The sequence below is a fragment of the Streptomyces sp. NPDC036815 genome (assembly GCF_055609205.1).
The window spans coordinates 106,990-124,020 of record NZ_JBVJPW010000022.1 but is presented as its reverse complement, the minus strand read 5'-3'; the positions used below and the strand labels follow the sequence as shown (position 1 = coordinate 124,020).

Genomic DNA, 17,031 nt, shown 5'->3' with positions numbered 1-17,031 from the left:
GAGGCAGGGGGTAGCGGGATGAAGGCCGGGGTCCGCGGGTCGGGGGGCGGCGTGTGTGGCGCGGGTTTCCGGGGCCGGGGCCACGGTGGCCTACGCTGGACGGGTGACGATCCCGGAAGCCGAGCCGACGCAGCCCGAGACTCCTGAGACTCCCGCAGAGGGGGCACAGCAGCCGGGTGGAGAAGGGCGGCTCAAGGACCAGCTGAAGGCGCGACTCAAGGAGCGCTCCGCCGCACGGTCCGAAGAACGCTCCGAGCAGCGTGCGCAGGAACCCGCCGAGGAACGACCCGAGGATCGGCTCGAAAGAGCTGTGCGCACCGCCGAGCAGGCGCTGATCGAGTACGAGATCGCGCTGGAGACCTTCCGCGTGGAGGTGGAGAACTTCTCCCGCCTGCACCACCAGAAGCTCGGCCCGATGTACGCCCGCCTCGACGAGCTGGACGCACAGATCGCCGAGGCCACCGCGGCCCGCACCGGCGACGCGGAGGACCGGCGCAAGGCGGACGAGGCGCGGGCACGGGTGATGCCGATGCCGGGCGTCGAGGAGCTGTTCCATGGCTGGATGGACGGTGACGGGCTCTATCCCGAGGCTGCCGCGATGCTGACGGATCAGTCGGTGCGGCCGCCGCAGCGGGTGCGTCCCGGCGAGGAGGCCCGCAAGCTCTACCGCGAGCTGGCACGCAAGGCGCATCCGGATCTGGCGCAGGAGGAGGGCGAGCGGCAGCGGCGTGAGGAGTTCATCACGCGCGTCAACGCCGCCTACGCCCGTGGTGACGAGGCGTTGCTGCGTGAGCTGTCCGAGGAGTGGGCCGCGGGTCCCGTGCCCGAGGAGCAGCGGCTCACCCACAGTGAGGAGCTGTACGCGCGGCTCGAGTGGCTCTCCCAGCGCAAGGAGCTCCTTTCGGTCCTCGCCAGGGAACTTGAGGAGAGTGCGATCGGCGGAATGCTGCGGCTCGCCCCCGACGACCCGGACGCGCTCCTCGATGAGATCGCCGAGCAGCTGCTCGCTCAGGTCGCCGAGCGCGAGACGGAGCTGGCCCGGCTGACCGCGTAATCCCTGGTCCCGTCCGGAGGGCGGTGGCGGTCGGGTAGCGTCGGGGGCATGGCTTTCGGATCTCATGTGCCCACGGTCGGCGTCGACGACCTCGCAAACGGCGACTTTCTGCTGGACGTCCGGGAGGACGAGGAGTGGAAGGCCGGGCATGCGGCTGACGCGCTGCACATTCCGATGAGTGAGTTCGTGGCCCGGTTCGGCGAGTTGACCGAAGCCGCCCCGCAGGACGGCAAGGTCAATGTGATCTGCCGGTCCGGCGGGCGCTCCGCTCAGGTCACCATGTACCTCGGACAGCAGGGCATCGACGCGGTGAACGTGGCTGGTGGCATGGAGGCCTGGGCGGCCTCCGGGCGGCCCGTCGTCGACGACGAGGGCCAGCCGGGCACCGTGGTCTGAGGCCGGTTGTCTTTCTGCGGCCGGTTTTTCCAAGGCCTTGTTTGGCCCTGTTTTCCGAGGCCTTGTTTTTTCTAAGGCCGGTCACTTCTGGCGCAATCGCCGTTTCTGCGGCCGGTCGTTCCTGGGTTCTGGGGTGTGCGGGCTAGCCGAGTGCGTGGGCGGCCAGTAGGTCGCCCAATTCCTCCTCGTGTGCTGCGGCCGGGCCGAGGGAGAGCTCCAGTTGCTTGGCCCAGGCGTGGTAGCGGTGCAGGGGGTAGTCGGTGTCGGCGCCGAAGCCGCCGTGCAGGTGCTGGGCCGTCTGCACGACCCTTCGTACGCCGTCCGACGCCCAGATCTTGGCGACCGCCACGTCTCCTGCCGTGGGCAGGGCGCCCTCCGCTCCGGTGCTGATGCGCCAGGCGGCCTGCCAGAGGGTGACTTCCATCGCACGCAGGTCGATGTAGCGGTCGGCGGCCTGGACGGCCACGGCCTGGAAGGTGGCCACCGGGTGACCGAACTGCTCGCGCTTGCTGGTGTATTCGCTCGTCATGCGCAGTACACCCTCGCCCAGGCCGAGGGCGAGCGCGCAGGTCCCGGTGGTGAGCAGATTGCGCAGCCGGTCCCAGGCCCCGTCGGCCTCGATGACGTCGGTTGCGGGGATGCGCACGGATTCCAGGCGCAGTTCGGCCAAGCGCTCGCCGCTGGTGGAAAACTGCTCGGCGAGCGTGAGGCCTTCCTGTGCGCGGGGGACGAGTGCGAGGACGGTGCGGCCCTCCGGCGTGTGGGCGGGGACGACGACGAGGTCGGCGTTGTGCGCCCAGGGCACGCCCGTCTGCACGCCGTCCAGGATCCAGCTGTCGCCTTCTTGCTGTGCGGCGACGGCCAGTTCGGCCGGGTCGTGGCCGGTGCGGCCGTGGGCGGCGACCGTCAGGACCAGTTCGCCGCGGGTGGCCGCGGGCAGGACCGTGCGCTTCAGCTCGTCGCCGCCGTGGGCCTGTACGGCAGCTGTGGCCGCGCTGCTCTCCAGGAGCGGCACCCGGGCCAACACCTTCGCGGCCTCGCGCAGCACCAGGCACAGCGCGATGGGGTCCAGGCCCACGCCGCCGCGCTCGGCGTCGATGAGGAGACCCAGCAGGTCGGCGTCGGCGAGCCGGGACCACAGGGCGCGGTCGAAGTCCTCGGAGACGGCACCGGCCGTGAGGGCGGGGCTGGGCACCCCGTCCGGCACGACGTCGGCGAAGAGTGCCTTCGCCGTCTCGACCACGGCCTGCTGTTCCTCGGTGAAGGTGAAGTCCACTGCCCGTCCTCCCGCGCACCGGTCGGCCGACGTCTCCGCCGCCTCTTCCGCTTCTCTGGACCTGATTCTCTGAGCCTGGGGTTCCGCACCGGATGCTCTGCGTCTGAGGCTCTGCATCTGAGCCGCAGGCACCTGACGGGGCGTCAAGATAGAACAGGCTCTATGGGAAGGGAACAGGGAGGGAGCAGGGAGGGAGCAGGGGGATGGGCTCGGGTGGGTGGTGTCAGCGGTCGAAGTCGAGCTCCACTGTGTCCGTCGCCGGACGGGACTGGCACGCCAGCACATATCCCGCTTCCGTCTCCTCCGGCTCCAGCGCGAAGTTGCGGTCCATCCGCACCTCGCCCGAGACGCAGAAGGCGCGGCAGGTGCCGCACACCCCGCCCTTGCAGGCATAGGGCGCGTCGGCGCGGTTGCGCAGCACCGTCTCCAGGAGGGTCTCTCCCTCCCGGACGGGCCAGGTGCCCGAGCGGCCGTCGAGAGTCGCCGTCACCGTGCTGTGCGCGGGCGCGATGATCGCGGGGGCCGTGGTGGCGGTGGTGGAGGCGGCGGAGAGGCCGTCGTCCACGTGGAAGATCTCCTCGTGGATGCGGCGGCGGGGCACACCGAGGGCACGCAGCGTCCGCTCGGCGCCCTGCACCAGACCGAACGGCCCGCACAGGAACCACCCCTCGATCTCCGCCACGGGCAGCAGCGCGGGCAGCAGCCCGGTGAGGCGCTCCTCGTCGAGCCGACCGGAGTCGAGGCCGGACTGCTGCTCCTCCCGGGAGAGCACGGTCACCAGCTGGAACCGGTCGGGCCAGCGGTCCTTCAGGTCGGCGACCTCTTCCAGGAACATCGTCGACGCGGCGGTGCGGTCGCTGCGTATGAGGCAGAAGTCCGCTTTCGGCTCACGCTCCAGGAGCGTCGAGACGATGGAGAGCACCGGGGTGATGCCGCTGCCGCCGACGATCGCCGCATAGCGGCCGGGGGCCGGGTCCAGCGTGAAGCGCCCGGCCGGGGTCATCACCTCCAGTTCGTCGCCGATGGCGACTTCCTTGAAGGCGTACGTGGAGAAGGCACCGTCCTCCACGAGGCGCACGCCGACGCGCAGGGACCGGGGCTCGTCGGGGGCGTCGAGGGCCGGAGCCGGGGAGCAGATCGAGTACGTACGCCGGATCTCCGTGCCGTCGGCGAAGCGGCGGACGGCGAGGTGCTGGCCCGGGGCGAACCGGAATTCCTCGCGCAGCGGGGGCGGCACGTCGAACGTCAGCGTCACGGAGTCGTCGGTCAGCCGGTCGACCGCCGCTACCCGGAGCGGGTGGAAGCGGGCCATCACAACTCCTTGAAGTGGTCGAAGGGCTCGCGGCAGGAGGCGCAGCGGCGCAGCGCCTTGCACGCCGTGGAGGAGAAGCGGCTGAGCAGTTCGGTGTCGGTCGAACCGCAGTGCGGGCAGCGGATCGACAGGCTCAGGGGGATGGGCCCGTCCGCCGCGTGGGAGCGCGGGGGAGCTATGCCGAACTCGGCGAGTTTGCGGCGGCCTTCGGCGCTGATGTCGTCCGTCGACCAGGCGGGGGAGAGCACCGTGCGGACCGAGACCTCGGCCATGCCGTGCTCGTGCAGCACCTGCTCGATGTCGGCCGTCATGGCCTCTATCGCCGGGCAGCCGGTGTACGTCGGGGTGAGTTCGACGTCGACCTTGCCGGTGGCGAGTACCCGTACACCGCGCACCACACCGAGCTCGGCCAGGGTGAGCACGGGCAGTTCGGGGTCGGGCACCGAGCCCGCGAGGGCCAGGAGCTCCGCCTCCAGGGCGGTGGGCGCGGTGGTCACCATGACGCCCCCGGGTGGCTGCGGTGCAGGTGCTGCATTTCGGCGAGCATCCGGCCGAACGACTCGGTGTGCAGGCCCTGGCGCCCGGCGCCTGCCGCCCAGGCGCCGGACTGCGGCCCCTCGGGCACGGTCAGCGTCGCCCGCTCGATGACCGCCGTCACCGACGAGGTCCAGCTCTCGCGCAGTGTGTGCCAGTCGACCGTCAGCCCGGCCACGGGCTGGAACATCTCACCGGTGAACCGCCACAGCGCGTCGACTCCGCGCTGCATCCGCGCGTGGCTCTCGTCCGTGCCGTCACCGAGGCGCAGTGTCCACTGCTCGGCGTGATCCTGGTGGTAGGCGACCTCCTTGACCGCTTTCGCGGCCAGGGGCGCGAACTCGCCGTCTCCGGCGGCCAACTGGCCGTACAGCAACGTCTGGTACGTGGAGAAGTAGAGCTGGCGGGCGATGGTGTGGGCGAAGTCGCCGTTCGGCTGCTCGACCAGCTGGAGGTTGCGGAAGGCGCGCTCCTCGCGGAGGTACGCCAGCTCGTCTTCGTCGCCCGCCAGGGAGAGCAAGATGCGGGCCTGGCCGAGCAGGTCGAGGGCGATGTTCGCCAGCGCGACCTCCTCTTCGAGGACGGGTGCGTGTCCCGCCCACTCCCCCAGGCGGTGGGAGAGCACCAGGGCGTCGTCGCCGAGGGCCAGGGCGGGGAGGGCCGGGGCGTCGACGGCGAGGGGGGCCGCCGGGGCGGGCACGGGTGCGGGGGCCGGGGTGCTCACAGGTGCTTCACCCCGTCCGGGATCTCGTAGAACGTCGGGTGGCGGTAGGGTTTGTCGCCGGCCGGCTCGAAGAAGGAGTCCTTCTCGTCCGGGGAGGAGGCGGTGATCTCGGCGGACGGCACGACCCAGACGGAGACGCCCTCGCTCCTGCGCGTGTACAGGTCGCGGGCGTTGCGCAGGGCCATCTCCGCGTCCGGGGCGTGCAGGCTGCCCGCGTGAGTGTGGGAGAGCCCGCGGCGGGAGCGGACGAACACCTCCCACAGCGGCCAGTCGGTCGAGCTGCTCATGCTGTCGCCTCTCCGTGCTGTCCGGCGTCGCCGTGCGAGCCGGTCACGTCCGTCCGCTTCGCGGCCGCCTGTTTCCCGGCATACGCGGCTGCGGCCTCCCTGACCCAGGCGCCCTCTTCATGGGCGCGTCGGCGCTGGGTGATGCGCTGGTCGTTGCAGGGGCCGTTGCCCTTGAGGACGTCCCAGAACTCGGTCCAGTCGATCGGGCCGAAGTCGTGGTGGCCCCGGGCTTCGTTCCACACCAGGTCCGGGTCGGGGAGCGTCAGCCCGAGCGACTCGGCCTGGGGGACGCAGATATCCACGAACCGCTGGCGCAGCTCGTCGTTCGAGTGGCGCTTGATCTTCCACGTCATCGACTGCTCGGAGTGCGAGGACTCGTCGTCGGGCGGGCCGAACATCATCAGGGACGGCCACCACCAGCGGTTCACCGCGTCCTGCGCCATGTCGTGCTGGGCCTGGGTGCCGCGACTGAGGGCGAGCAGCGACTCGTACCCCTGGCGCTGGTGGAAGGACTCCTCCTTGCAGACGCGGACCATCGCGCGTGCATACGGGCCGTACGAACAGCGGCACAGGGGGACCTGGTTGGTGATCGCGGCGCCGTCCACGAGCCAGCCGATCGCCCCGACGTCCGCCCAGGTCAGCGTGGGGTAGTTGAAGATCGATGAGTACTTCTGGCGGCCGGAGTGGAGCTTGTCGAGCAGCTCGTCGCGGCTGGTGCCGAGGGTCTCGGCCGCGCTGTAGAGATACAGGCCGTGGCCGGCCTCGTCCTGCACCTTGGCCATGAGGATCGCCTTGCGCCGCAGGGAGGGGGCGCGGGTGATCCAGTTGGCCTCCGGCTGCATGCCGATGATTTCCGAGTGCGCGTGCTGGGCGATCTGGCGGACCAGGGACGCGCGATAGGCGTCCGGCATCCAGTCGCGCGGCTCGATGCGCTCGTCGGCGGCGACCGCCGCGTCGAACGCGGCCTGCTGCTCCGCCGTGCGCGCGGCCTCGTCCGGCTCCGTCATTGCCGCCTGGTGTGCGGCTGCTGTCGCCATCTCGGTCCCCCTCGACCCTGATGCGAACCGCCCGACCGATCGTTCGGTTCGTTGAATTCAATGGTGCGGCCCTCCGCCATAAGGTGTCAACCCTGTGGATAACTTCGCGGGCGCTGTGCGTGGCGGGCAGGCCTGAGTACCGTTCCGGCGGCAGGGTTCGGTGCGCGATCGGGGAACGGGGCGGAATGGACGGGTACGACAAGGGCTCGGGCGGTGGGCCCGTCGCGCCTGACGAGCCCGGTCCGGCGGCCGAGCGGGGGGCGTCGGCCGAACGGGTGACGTCGGCCGAGTCCGGCGGGGCTGCCCGAGCGGGTTCGGCGGACGTGCCGTCGTCGGCTGACGAACCCGGACCGGAGGGCGTGCCCTCGTCGGCGGACGATCTCGGACATGAGGGCGTGCCGGAGTCGGCGGACGAAGCCGAACCAGCCGACGAAACCGAACCAGCCGACGAAACCGAACCGCCGGACGCACCCGAACCGGCCGACGCACCCGAGCCGCAAGGCCGGGTCGGAATCGCCGGGCTCAAGCTCGGGTATCAGATCGCCGCGGCGTGCGCCCTCGTGGTCGTCGCCGCGGCCGCCTGCGTCCACATAGGGATGCTCTTCCTGCACGTCGCGCCCTCGAACACGGTGACCAAGCAGCACGGCGACGTGGTCGACGACTGGATCTATCCCGAGTTCGAGCAGAACTGGAAGCTCTTCGCGCCCAACCCGCTCCAGCAGAACGTCGCGGTGCAGGCTCGCGCGGAGCTCCGTACGGCCGACGGGCGTATGCGGACCACGGACTGGTACGAGCTGTCCGCGCAGGACGGCGCCGGAATCGACGGCAGCCTGCTGCCCAGCCATACGCAGCAGAACGAACTCCGCCGGGCCTGGGACTTCTACGTGGGGTCGCACGACGCGAAGAATCGTCCCGTCGGGCTGCGCGGCCAGCTCTCCGAGCGCTACGTGCGCCGCATCGCGTACATGCGGCTCGACCGCGAGGCGCCGGGCGGCAAGGGCGACAAGATCGCGAACGTTCAGCTGCGCTCGAAGACCACGAACGTGCCGTTGCCGAAGTGGAGCGAGGAGAAGATCTCCACCAAGCCGTCGTACCGGCTGCTGCCCTGGTGGCCGGTGAAGCCCGAGGACCTGCCGCTCAGCGATGGTGGGAGCAGTGCGCGGAGCGTGAGCGGAGCGTCCGATACCGCTTCCCGCGTGAGCACGCACCGGTCCGTTTCGCCCACGAAGGGGACCGCCCGGTGACCCGTCTCGAACACCCGCTGGCACGGGGTCTCAACCGCGTCACCGGATGCGCCCTCGGTCCGTACCAGTCCGCGGTCATCCGCATCGGCTTCGCCGCCACCTGGTTGTTCTTCCTGCTCCGCGAACTCCCCCACCGCCAGGAGATGTACGGGCCCGACGGCCCCTGGAGCTGGAACATGGCGCAGCAGCTCATCGCGAGCAACGGCGCCTTCACCGCCCTGATGTGGTCGGACGGGCAGATCTGGTTCGAGGTCGTCTACGCGCTCGCCATGGTCAGCAGCGTCCTGCTGCTGCTCGGCTGGCACACGCGGGCGATGTCCGTGCTCTTCATGATCGGCGTGCTGTCGCTGCAGAACCGCAGCATCTTCATGGGGGACGGCGGCGACAACGTCATCCACTTGATGGCGACCTACCTGGTCTTCACCCGGTGCGGCCAGGTGTGGTCGCTGGACGCGCGGCGTGCGGCACGCGCGCGTGGAGAGGGGATCGAGCCGCCGGTCGACCGGTCGGGGCTCGCGCTGTGGTGGGTGTGCGGGCTCGGCCTGTCCAGCGTGACGTTCACGGGGGAGGTCAGCGGCGGGTGGCTGCTGTTCTTCTGGGGGCTGCTGCTGGTGCACGGCCTGTGGTGGGTCGTGGGGCGGCGTGCCCCGGGGAGCGAGCTGCGCAAGCTGCTCGACGTCGTGGCCAATCTCGCCCACAACGCGGGCCTGCTGGTGATCATGGTCGAGGCCTGTCTGATCTATTCGACAGCGGGCTGGTACAAGATCCAGGGGAGTCGCTGGCAGGACGGCACGGCCGTCTACTACCCGCTGAACCTCGACTACTTCTCCCCGTGGCCCGCGCTCTCCCATCTGCTCGCGTCCCATGGCGTGATGGTGCTCCTCGTGACGTACGGAACGGTCGCCGTACAGGTGGCCTTCCCCTTCACGCTCTTCAACCGCAGGGTCAAGAACGTCCTCCTCGCGGCCATGATCGTCGAGCATGCGGTGATCGCGGTCGTCCTGGGGCTGCCGTTCTTCTCGCTCGCGATGATCGCGGCGGACGCGGTGTTCCTTCCGACGACGTTCCTGCGCCGCATGGGCGGGTGGGCGGCACGCGCGCGTGGAGGGGTGGTTTCCCGCCTGCCGCTCTCCCACCTGCCGTTCTTCCGACGCCCGCGCTCCCACCTGCCGCTCTCCGGCCCTCCCCTTGGGCGCTTGCGCCGCCTCGCCGGTGGCGGTGGTCTGCCGGAGCAGCGCGCCGCGGACGGGAAGCGGGACGAGGAGCCGACCGAGACGGCGCGCGCGTAGGCTGCACTCCATGAACAGCACGGACGGGGCGGGCCCCGAGGGCGCCGTACGCGCCTGGCGCGGGATCGCCGACTCCTCCGTGCTGCTGGACGGTTTCCACGCGATCAAGCACGCGCTGCGCTTCGGCGCGCGGGTGCCGGTCGCGCTGACCAGTGACCGGTCGGCCGTCCTGGCCCTCGCGGACGACCTCGCGCCGGATGTCGCGGAAGCGCTCGGCGCGCTCCTTGTGGAGGTCCCGGACGAGCGGCTGCGCGCCCTCGTGCCGCGGTTGCACCCCACGGCGGTGGCCGCGCTCGCGGTGCGCCCCTCGCGTGCGGCCAACCTCGAAGCGCTGGGGCGTACGGGCAGGCCGGCGCCCGTCGTCGTGCTCGACGACCCCCGCAACCTCGGCAACGCGGGAGCGGTCATCCGCCTCGCAGCGGGGTTCGGGGCGACCGGTGTCGTGACGACCGGCACCCTCGACCCCTGGCATCCCACGGTCGTACGGGGTGGTGCGGGCCTGCACTTCGCGACGGCCGTGGAGCGCGTGGACATGCCGGAGCTGCCGCCGGGCCCGGTCTTCGCGCTCGACGCGGAGGGCGAGGACATCAGGGGGCTGAAGATCCCGGACGAGGCCGTGCTGGCCTTCGGGTCGGAGCGCAGCGGTCTCTCGGCCGAACTGCGGCGCCGCGCCGACCACTTGGTGTCCCTGCCGATGCGCCCGCAGGTCTCCAGCTACAACCTCGCGACGAGTGTCGGCATGACGCTCTTCCACTGGTCGGCGTCCTCGGGACGGCCGCCGGAGATGCCGCACTGACACCTCCGGCAGCCGGGCAGCCGGGCCGGACCCGCCTGTGGGCGCCTACGCCGCGATCAGGCGTCCTTGCGGATCTCCACCACGCGGAAGCGGTTGGCGACGAACGCGCCGTCGCACAGCGCGGCGTTCGCCGCGGGGTTGCCGCCCGAGCCGTGGAAGTCCGAGAACGCCGCCGTCTGGTTCACGTACACGCCGCCCGTGAGGTTCAGGGACAGCTGGGCGCACTCCTCGAGGCAGGTCTCCTCCACGGCGGCGGAGAGCTCCTCCGACGTCGTGTACGCCCCGACGGTCATCGCTCCCTTGTCGCGCACCGTGCGGCGCAGCAGGTCCACGGCGTCCGCCGCCGAGTCGACGGCGACCGCGAAGGAGACCGGGCCGAAGCACTCGCTGAGGTAGGCCGCCTCGGCATCCGGCTTGGCGCCGTCCAGCTTCACGATCACCGGGGTGCGGACCACGGCGTCCGGGAACTCCGGGTTGGCGATCTCCCGTGAGGGGAGGGCGACTTCCCCGAGGCCTGCGGCCGCTTCGAGGCGGGTCTTTACATCGGGGTTGACCAGGGCGCCGAGGATGCCGTTCGCCCGGGCGTCGTCGCCGAGCAGGCCGCTCACCGAAGCGGCGAGGTCGGACACCACGTCGTCGTACGACTTGGTGCCGGCGTCCGTCCGGATGCCGTCGCGCGGGATCAGGAGGTTCTGCGGGGTGGTGCACATCTGGCCGCTGTACAGGGACAGGGAGAAGGCGAGGTTGGCCAGCATGCCCTTGTAGTTGTCCGTCGACTCGACGACGACGGTGTTGACCCCGGCCTTCTCCGTGTAGACCTGCGCCTGGCGGGCGTTGGCCTCCAGCCAGTCGCCGAACGAGGACGATCCGGTGTAGTCGATGATCTTGATTTCGGGGCGCAGGGCGAGCGTCTTGGCGATGCCCTCGCCGGGCCGCTCGGCGGCCAGGCACACGAGGTTCGGGTCGAAGCCCGCCTCCGTGAGGACCTCACGGGCGATCCGCACCGTCAGGGCCAGCGGCAGGACCGCGCGCGGGTGCGGCTTGACCAGGACGGGGTTGCCGGTGGCGAGCGAGGCGAACAGGCCCGGATAGCCGTTCCACGTCGGGAAGGTGTTGCAGCCGATCAGGAGCGAGATGCCGCGCGCCACGGGCGTGAAGCGCTTGTGCAGCGCGAGCGGGTCGCGCTTGCCCTGGGGCTTGGTCCACTCCGCGGCGTCGGGGGTGCGGGTCTGCTCGGCATACGCGTACGCCACCGCTTCCATGCCGCGGTCCTGGGCGTGCGGCCCGCCCGCCTGGAAGGCCATCATGAAGGCCTGGCCGCTGGTGTGCATGACCGCGTGCGCCAGCTCGTGCGTGCGGGCGCTGATCCGCGACAGGATCTCCAGGGAGACCATCGCGCGCACTTCCGCGCCGGCGTCGCGCCAGGCGCGCATTCCGGCGCGCATCGCGGGGAGCAGGGTGTCGACGTCCGGGTGCGGATACGTGATGCCCAACTCGGGTCCGTACGGCGAGATTTCGCCGCCGACCCAGTCGTCCGTGCCGGGCTGGCCGAGGTCGAAGCGGGTGCCCTGAAGGGCGTCGAAGGCGGCCTTGCCCTCGGGCAGGCTCAGGCTCCCGTCCTCCCCGTACGCCTTGGGGTGTTCGGGGTGGGGGGACCAGTACGCGCGCGAGCGGATGGTCTCCAGCGCCTGGTCGAGGGTGGGCCGGTGCTTGGCGATCAGCTGGTGCGCGGTGAGTTCGGCGGCCATGACGGGACCAACTCCTCCTCGGCCGGCTCTTCGTCGAGCCGGCGAGCTGGGCAGGGACGGTGGGCAGGAACGCTCTGACACAGCTAGAGTAACCGAACGATCGGTCGGGACAAGGGGCTCCGCGAAACCTGTGGACAACTTCTTCACGGTCACCCCCGGGCCCTGCGGCCGACAGGCCGTGCGGGAGGATCGCGAGCATGACAGCACTCGAGCTCAGCAGCGCCGTTGCCGTGGTGGGCACCGGAACCATGGGGCAGGGCATCGCCCAGGTCGCCCTGGTCGCGGGCCACCCCGTGCGGCTGTACGACGCCGTGCCCGACCGCGCGAAAGCGGCCGCCGACGCGATCGGTGCCCGTCTGGACCGGCTCGTCGAGAAGGGCCGCCTCACGGCGGAGGACCGCGCCGCGGCAGGCGCCCGGCTCAGCCCTGCCGAGAGCCTCGCGGAGCTCGCCGACTGCGCTCTCGTCGTCGAGGCGATCCTGGAGCAACTGGACGTCAAGCAGCGGCTGTTCCAGGAGCTCGAAGAAGTCGTCGCCGAGGACTGTCTGCTCGCCACCAACACCTCGTCCCTCTCCGTGACCGCCGTCGCGGGCCCGCTGCGCGAGCCGGGCCGCTTCGTCGGCCTGCACTTCTTCAACCCGGCCCCCCTGCTCCCCCTCGTCGAGGTCGTCAGCGGCTTCGCGACGGACGAGGCGGCGGCCACGCGCGCGTACGAGACCGCCAAGGCCTGGGGCAAGACCCCGGTGCGCTGCGCGGACACCCCCGGCTTCATCGTCAACCGCATCGCACGGCCCTTCTACGCCGAGGCGCTGCGCCTGTACGAGGAGCGGGTCGCCGACCCCGCGACCATCGACGCCGTCCTGCGCGAGTGCGGCGGCTTCAAGATGGGCCCCTTCGAGCTGACCGACCTCATCGGCCAGGACGTGAACGAGGCCGTCACGCGCTCCGTCTGGGAGTCCTTCTTCCAGGACCCCAAGTTCACCCCCTCACTGGCCCAGCGCCGCCTCGTCGAGTCGCGCCGCCTCGGACGGAAGTCGGGGCAGGGCTGGTACGCGTATGGGGACGACGCCCCACGCGCGGAACCGCACACGGCCCCGCCCGAGAAGGCCCCGGCCTCCGTCGCCGTCCACGGCGACCTGTTCCCGGCCGACACCCTGTCCGGCCTGATCGGCGACGCGGGCATAGAGGTCCGCCGCGGCGAGGGCGACCCCAGCTACCCCGGCTTCATCGAGCTCCCCAGTGGTGTCCGGCTCGCCCTGGCCGACGGCACGGCCGCCGACGCCGCGGCGGAGCCCACGATCCACTTCGACCTCGCCCTGGACTACGCCGCCGCGACCAGGATCGCCCTCGGCCCGTCGAGCCGGGTGGGCGAGCGGGGGCTGAAGGAGGCCATCGGCCTCTTCCAGGCGCTCGGCAAGAAGGTCAGCGTCATCGGGCACACCCCCGGGATGATCGTGGCCCGCACGGTGTGGATGCTCGTCGACTTCGCCCTCGACGCGGTCGGCCGCGAGGTGGCGGCCGCCGAGGACATCGACACCGCCATGCGGCTCGGCGTCAACTACCCGCTCGGACCGCTCGAATGGGGTCGCAGGCTCACCGCGTACCGGGTGGCCGAGGCGCTCGACGTGCTGCACGACGAGTACCCCACCGGGCGTTACGCGCCCTCCCAGGCACTGCGGCGCCAGGCCGTGCGAGAGGAATACTCATGACCACCGCCCGGCGGGACACGTACACCCCGGAGACGCTGCTGAGCGTGGCCGTCCGGGTCTTCAACGAGCGCGGCTACGACGGCACGTCCATGGAGCACCTCTCCAAAGCGGCCGGGATCTCCAAGTCGTCGATCTACCACCACGTCGCGGGCAAGGAGGAGCTGCTGCGCCGGGCGGTGAGCCGGGCCCTTGACGGGCTCTTCGGGATCCTCGTCGAGGAGCACGCGCGCGTGGGCACCGCGGTGCAGCGCCTCGAGTACGTCACGCGGCGCACCGTGGAGGTCCTGGTCGCCGAACTGCCCTACGTGACGCTGCTGCTGCGGGTGCGCGGCAACACGGACACCGAGCGCTGGGCCATGGAGCGGCGCAGGGAGTTCGACCAGCAGGTGGCCGAGCTGCTCAAGGAGGCCGCCGCGGAGGGCGATCTGCGCTCCGACGTCGAGCTGCGCCTCGCCACCCGGCTGCTCTTCGGAATGATCAACTCCATCGTGGAGTGGTATCGCCCGGAGAGCCGGGGGGCCGCCAACGGCGAGCAGATCGCCGACGCGGTCGTGCAGTTGGCCTTCGCGGGACTGCGTACCGACCGCTGAGGCCGGTGCTCCGGAGTCAGTTCTCCGGCTCCATGTCGTCCTCCTCGAAGACCAGCAGCGTACGCGTACTGAGCACTTCGGGGATGGCCTGGAGCCGGGTCAGCACCAGTTCGCGCAGGGCTCGGTTGTCCGGTGTGTGCACCAGGAGCAGTACGTCGAAGTCCCCGCTGACCAGGGCGATGTGAGACGCACCCGGCAGTGCGCGCAGATGCTCGCGCACCGTGCGCCAGGTGTTCTGGACGATCTTCAGCGTGATGTACGCGGACGCGCCCTGCCCGGCGCGCTCGTGGTTGATGCGTGCCCCGAAACCCCGGATGACGCCGTCGTCGATGAGGCGGTTGATGCGCGCGTACGCGTTGGCGCGTGACACATGGACGCGTTCGGCCACGGAGCGTATCGACGCGCGTCCGTCCGTGTGCAGGATCTGCAGTATGTCGCGGTCGATGGCGTCCAGGGGGCGGGGATCCGGCAGCTGGCCCTCCGGCGGCCGTCCGTCCGGAACCGGCCGTCCGTCCGGAACCGGCCGTCCGTCCGGAACCGGCCGTCCGTCCGGAACCGCGCCTTCCGGAGCTCGGGCCTCCGGGACGCGGCCCTCCGGCGCGCGAGCGTCCGGGATTCGGGGCTCGGTGCGGTCGCCGTCCCGCCCCTCGGCCATTCGTTCAGATGCCATGTCCCCCCGCCTCCCTACCATGGACGTACTGCATCCATCCCAGGCTGTGGAGAACCGTTTGTCCACAGCCTGGAGGTGCCTGTAGCCAAAATGTGCCGACGACCGAACAATCGGTAGGTGAGGCGCATCACGCCGACGCGTCTCATTTCCGCTCCCACGAGGAGTCCGCTTCCCCCAGGAGGTGCCGTGATGACGGTCATGGAGCAGCGGGGCGCCTACCGGCCCACCCCGCCCCCCGCTTGGCAGCCCAGGACCGACCCCGCGCCGCTGCTGCCGGACCCGGAGCCGTACCGCGTCCTGGGCACCCCGGCCGCCGAGAAGGCCGATCCTGGGCTGCTGCGCCGTCTCTACGCGGAGCTGGTACGCGGTCGTCGCTACAACACGCAGGCGACGGCCCTGACCAAGCAGGGCAGGCTGGCGGTCTACCCCTCGAGCACCGGGCAGGAGGCGTGCGAGATCGCCGCCGCGCTCGCCCTGGAGGAGCGGGACTGGCTCTTTCCCAGCTACCGGGACACGCTCGCCGTGGTCGCCCGCGGTCTGGACCCCATGAGCGCGCTGACCCTGCTGCGCGGCGACTGGCACACCGGGTACGACCCGCGCGAGCACCGCACAGCGCCCTTGAGTACGCCTCTCGCGACGCAGCTGCCGCACGCCGTCGGCCTCGCGCACGCCGCCCGGCTCAAGGGCGACGACGTCGTCGCGCTCGCCATGGTGGGCGACGGCGGCACCAGCGAGGGCGACTTCCACGAGGCGCTGAACTTCGCGGCGGTGTGGCGGGCCCCCGTGGTCTTCCTCGTGCAGAACAACGGCTTCGCGATCTCCGTGCCCCTCGACAAGCAGACGGCTGCCCCGTCCCTCGCCCACAAGGCGGTGGGGTACGGCATGCCGGGCCGCCTGGTGGACGGCAACGACGCGGTGGCGATGCACGAGGTGCTCGGCGAAGCGGTCTCCCGCGCGCGGGCCGGCGGCGGCCCCACGCTCGTCGAGGCCGTCACGTACCGCATGGAAGCCCACACGAACGCCGACGACGCCACGCGGTACCGCCAGGACACCGACGTCGACGCCTGGCGCGACCACGACCCGATCCTGCTCATGGAGCGGGAGCTGACGGAGCGCGGACTCCTGGACGACCACACGAAGCGACAGGCGGCCGACGACGCGGAGGCCATGGCGGCCGACCTGCGCGAGCGCATGAACCAGGAGCCCGTGCTCGACCCCATGGACCTCTTCGCGCACGTGTACGCGGAGCAGACCACGCAACTGCGGGAGCAGGCGGCCCAGTTGCGCGCCGAACTGGAAGTGGCCTCCGAAGAGGCCGAGGAGGAAGGGCGATGACCACGGTCGCGGCGAAGCCGGCCGCCAAACCGGCCACGATGGCGCAGGCGCTCGGACGCGCGCTGCGGGACTCCATGGCCGAGGACCCTTCCGTGCACGTCCTCGGAGAGGACGTCGGGGCGCTGGGCGGAGTCTTCCGGGTCACCGACGGGCTCACCAAGGAGTTCGGCGAGGACCGCTGTACGGACACGCCGCTCGCCGAGGCGGGCATCCTGGGGACGGCCGTCGGCATGGCGATGTACGGGCTGCGGCCCGTCGTCGAGATGCAGTTCGACGCCTTCGCCTATCCCGCCTTCGAGCAGCTGATCTCGCACGTGGCGCGGATGCGCAACCGCACGCGGGGAGCACTGCCGCTGCCCATCACCGTCCGCGTGCCCTACGGCGGCGGCATCGGCGGCGTCGAGCACCACAGTGACTCCTCCGAGGCGTACTACATGGCGACTCCGGGCCTCCACGTCGTCACGCCCGCCACGGTCTCCGACGCCTACGGCCTGCTGCGCGCCTCCATCGCCTCCGACGACCCCGTCGTCTTCCTGGAGCCGAAGCGCCTGTACTGGTCGAAGGCCGACTGGACCCCGGAAGCCCCGCAGAGCGTGGACCCGATAGGCCGCGCCGTGGTGCGCCGCGCCGGTCGCAGCGCCACGCTCATCACGTACGGGCCGTCCGTGCCCGTCTGCCTGGAGGCGGCCGAGGCCGCGCGCGCCGAGGGCTGGGACCTGGAAGTGGTCGACCTGCGTTCGCTGGTGCCCTTCGACGACGAGACGGTCGCCGCGTCCGTGCGGCGCACCGGGCGGGCGGTCGTCGTCCACGAGTCGGGCGGCTTCGGCGGCCCCGGCGGCGAGATCGCCGCGCGGGTCACCGAGCGGTGCTTCCACCACCTGGAGGCGCCGGTGCTGCGGGTCGCGGGCTTCGACATCCCGTATCCGCCGCCGATGCTGGAGAAGCACCATCTGCCGGGTGTCGACCGGATCCTGGACGCGGTCGCGCGGCTGCAGTGGGAGGCGGAGAGCTGATGGCCCCGGCCCTTGAT

At 71.3% G+C, this 17,031-nt stretch carries 17 protein-coding genes; 9 read left to right on the top strand and 8 right to left on the bottom strand.

Going from position 1 to position 17,031, the window contains the following annotated elements:
- Positions 1-103 precede the first annotated feature (103 nt).
- Both ACZ69I_RS32370 and ACZ69I_RS32365 read left to right on the top strand, forming a co-directional pair.
- A complete protein-coding gene (locus ACZ69I_RS32370) occupies positions 104-1,054 on the top strand; it encodes a hypothetical protein (protein ID WP_470836151.1) in 951 nt (316 codons plus the stop codon).
- A 66-nt stretch (positions 1,055-1,120) separates the two neighbouring features.
- Entirely contained in the window at positions 1,121-1,450 is a 330-nt protein-coding gene (locus ACZ69I_RS32365; protein WP_467674839.1) for a rhodanese-like domain-containing protein, read from the top strand.
- A gap of 142 nt (positions 1,451-1,592) precedes the next feature.
- Here ACZ69I_RS32365 and ACZ69I_RS32360 read toward each other — a convergent pair whose 3' ends face one another.
- The 6 genes from ACZ69I_RS32360 to paaA all read right to left on the bottom strand — a co-directional run bounded on the left by ACZ69I_RS32360 (position 1,593) and on the right by paaA (position 6,620).
- Positions 1,593-2,726, bottom strand: coding sequence for an acyl-CoA dehydrogenase family protein (locus tag ACZ69I_RS32360; protein WP_470836150.1), 1,134 nt, complete (start codon positions 2,724-2,726; stop codon positions 1,593-1,595).
- A 223-nt stretch (positions 2,727-2,949) separates the two neighbouring features.
- Positions 2,950-4,038 carry a 2Fe-2S iron-sulfur cluster-binding protein gene (locus tag ACZ69I_RS32355; RefSeq protein WP_470836148.1) on the bottom strand — a complete coding sequence of 363 codons (1,089 nt, stop codon included), beginning with the start codon at positions 4,036-4,038 and terminating at the stop codon, positions 2,950-2,952.
- The gene (paaD, locus tag ACZ69I_RS32350) at positions 4,038-4,538 is read right to left on the bottom strand and encodes a 1,2-phenylacetyl-CoA epoxidase subunit PaaD (protein ID WP_470836146.1); all 501 of its coding nucleotides are present in this window, start codon (positions 4,536-4,538) and stop codon (positions 4,038-4,040) included. Before paaD ends, ACZ69I_RS32355 begins: the two co-directional genes overlap by 1 nt.
- Positions 4,532-5,272 (bottom strand): 1,2-phenylacetyl-CoA epoxidase subunit PaaC, encoded by a 741-nt coding sequence (gene paaC / locus ACZ69I_RS32345; protein WP_470836172.1) that lies wholly within the window; start codon positions 5,270-5,272, stop codon positions 4,532-4,534. The genes paaD and paaC overlap by 7 nt, the downstream gene beginning before the upstream one ends.
- A gap of 20 nt (positions 5,273-5,292) precedes the next feature.
- Positions 5,293-5,583 (bottom strand): 1,2-phenylacetyl-CoA epoxidase subunit PaaB, encoded by a 291-nt coding sequence (paaB, locus tag ACZ69I_RS32340; RefSeq protein WP_467674579.1) that lies wholly within the window; start codon positions 5,581-5,583, stop codon positions 5,293-5,295.
- Positions 5,580-6,620, bottom strand: coding sequence for a 1,2-phenylacetyl-CoA epoxidase subunit PaaA (paaA, locus tag ACZ69I_RS32335; protein WP_470836144.1), 1,041 nt, complete (start codon positions 6,618-6,620; stop codon positions 5,580-5,582). The genes paaB and paaA overlap by 4 nt, the downstream gene beginning before the upstream one ends.
- A 185-nt stretch (positions 6,621-6,805) precedes the next feature.
- On the opposite strand from paaA, the gene ACZ69I_RS32330 reads away from it, so the two are divergent.
- From ACZ69I_RS32330 to ACZ69I_RS32320, 3 genes are read left to right on the top strand one after another with little or no spacing between them, the layout of a single operon-like run.
- The gene (locus ACZ69I_RS32330; RefSeq protein ID WP_470836142.1) at positions 6,806-7,864 is read left to right on the top strand and encodes a DUF5819 family protein; all 1,059 of its coding nucleotides are present in this window, start codon (positions 6,806-6,808) and stop codon (positions 7,862-7,864) included.
- The gene (locus ACZ69I_RS32325) at positions 7,861-9,153 is read left to right on the top strand and encodes an HTTM domain-containing protein (RefSeq protein ID WP_470836141.1); all 1,293 of its coding nucleotides are present in this window, start codon (positions 7,861-7,863) and stop codon (positions 9,151-9,153) included. The genes ACZ69I_RS32330 and ACZ69I_RS32325 overlap by 4 nt, the downstream gene beginning before the upstream one ends.
- A gap of 10 nt (positions 9,154-9,163) precedes the next feature.
- Positions 9,164-9,949 (top strand): TrmH family RNA methyltransferase, encoded by a 786-nt coding sequence (locus tag ACZ69I_RS32320; RefSeq protein ID WP_470836139.1) that lies wholly within the window; start codon positions 9,164-9,166, stop codon positions 9,947-9,949.
- 56 nt (positions 9,950-10,005) lie between these two features.
- Here ACZ69I_RS32320 and paaN read toward each other — a convergent pair whose 3' ends face one another.
- Positions 10,006-11,697 carry a phenylacetic acid degradation protein PaaN gene (paaN, locus tag ACZ69I_RS32315; protein ID WP_470836138.1) on the bottom strand — a complete coding sequence of 564 codons (1,692 nt, stop codon included), beginning with the start codon at positions 11,695-11,697 and terminating at the stop codon, positions 10,006-10,008.
- A gap of 197 nt (positions 11,698-11,894) precedes the next feature.
- Between paaN and ACZ69I_RS32310 the strand changes: the two genes are divergently transcribed.
- Both ACZ69I_RS32310 and ACZ69I_RS32305 read left to right on the top strand, forming a co-directional pair.
- Positions 11,895-13,406 (top strand): 3-hydroxyacyl-CoA dehydrogenase, encoded by a 1,512-nt coding sequence (locus ACZ69I_RS32310; protein WP_470836136.1) that lies wholly within the window; start codon positions 11,895-11,897, stop codon positions 13,404-13,406.
- Complete coding sequence (locus ACZ69I_RS32305) at positions 13,403-13,996, top strand: TetR/AcrR family transcriptional regulator (RefSeq protein WP_389716344.1); 594 nt, start codon at positions 13,403-13,405, stop codon at positions 13,994-13,996. Before ACZ69I_RS32310 ends, ACZ69I_RS32305 begins: the two co-directional genes overlap by 4 nt.
- Positions 13,997-14,012: 16 nt before the next feature.
- On the opposite strand, the gene ACZ69I_RS32300 is transcribed toward ACZ69I_RS32305, so the two are convergent.
- A complete protein-coding gene (locus tag ACZ69I_RS32300) occupies positions 14,013-14,651 on the bottom strand; it encodes an Lrp/AsnC family transcriptional regulator (RefSeq protein WP_470836170.1) in 639 nt (212 codons plus the stop codon).
- 204 nt (positions 14,652-14,855) lie between these two features.
- Between ACZ69I_RS32300 and pdhA the strand changes: the two genes are divergently transcribed.
- A complete protein-coding gene (gene pdhA / locus ACZ69I_RS32295) occupies positions 14,856-16,001 on the top strand; it encodes a pyruvate dehydrogenase (acetyl-transferring) E1 component subunit alpha (RefSeq protein ID WP_470836134.1) in 1,146 nt (381 codons plus the stop codon).
- Positions 15,998-17,014 (top strand): alpha-ketoacid dehydrogenase subunit beta, encoded by a 1,017-nt coding sequence (locus ACZ69I_RS32290; protein WP_470836132.1) that lies wholly within the window; start codon positions 15,998-16,000, stop codon positions 17,012-17,014. The genes pdhA and ACZ69I_RS32290 overlap by 4 nt, the downstream gene beginning before the upstream one ends.
- Positions 17,015-17,031 lie beyond the last annotated feature (17 nt).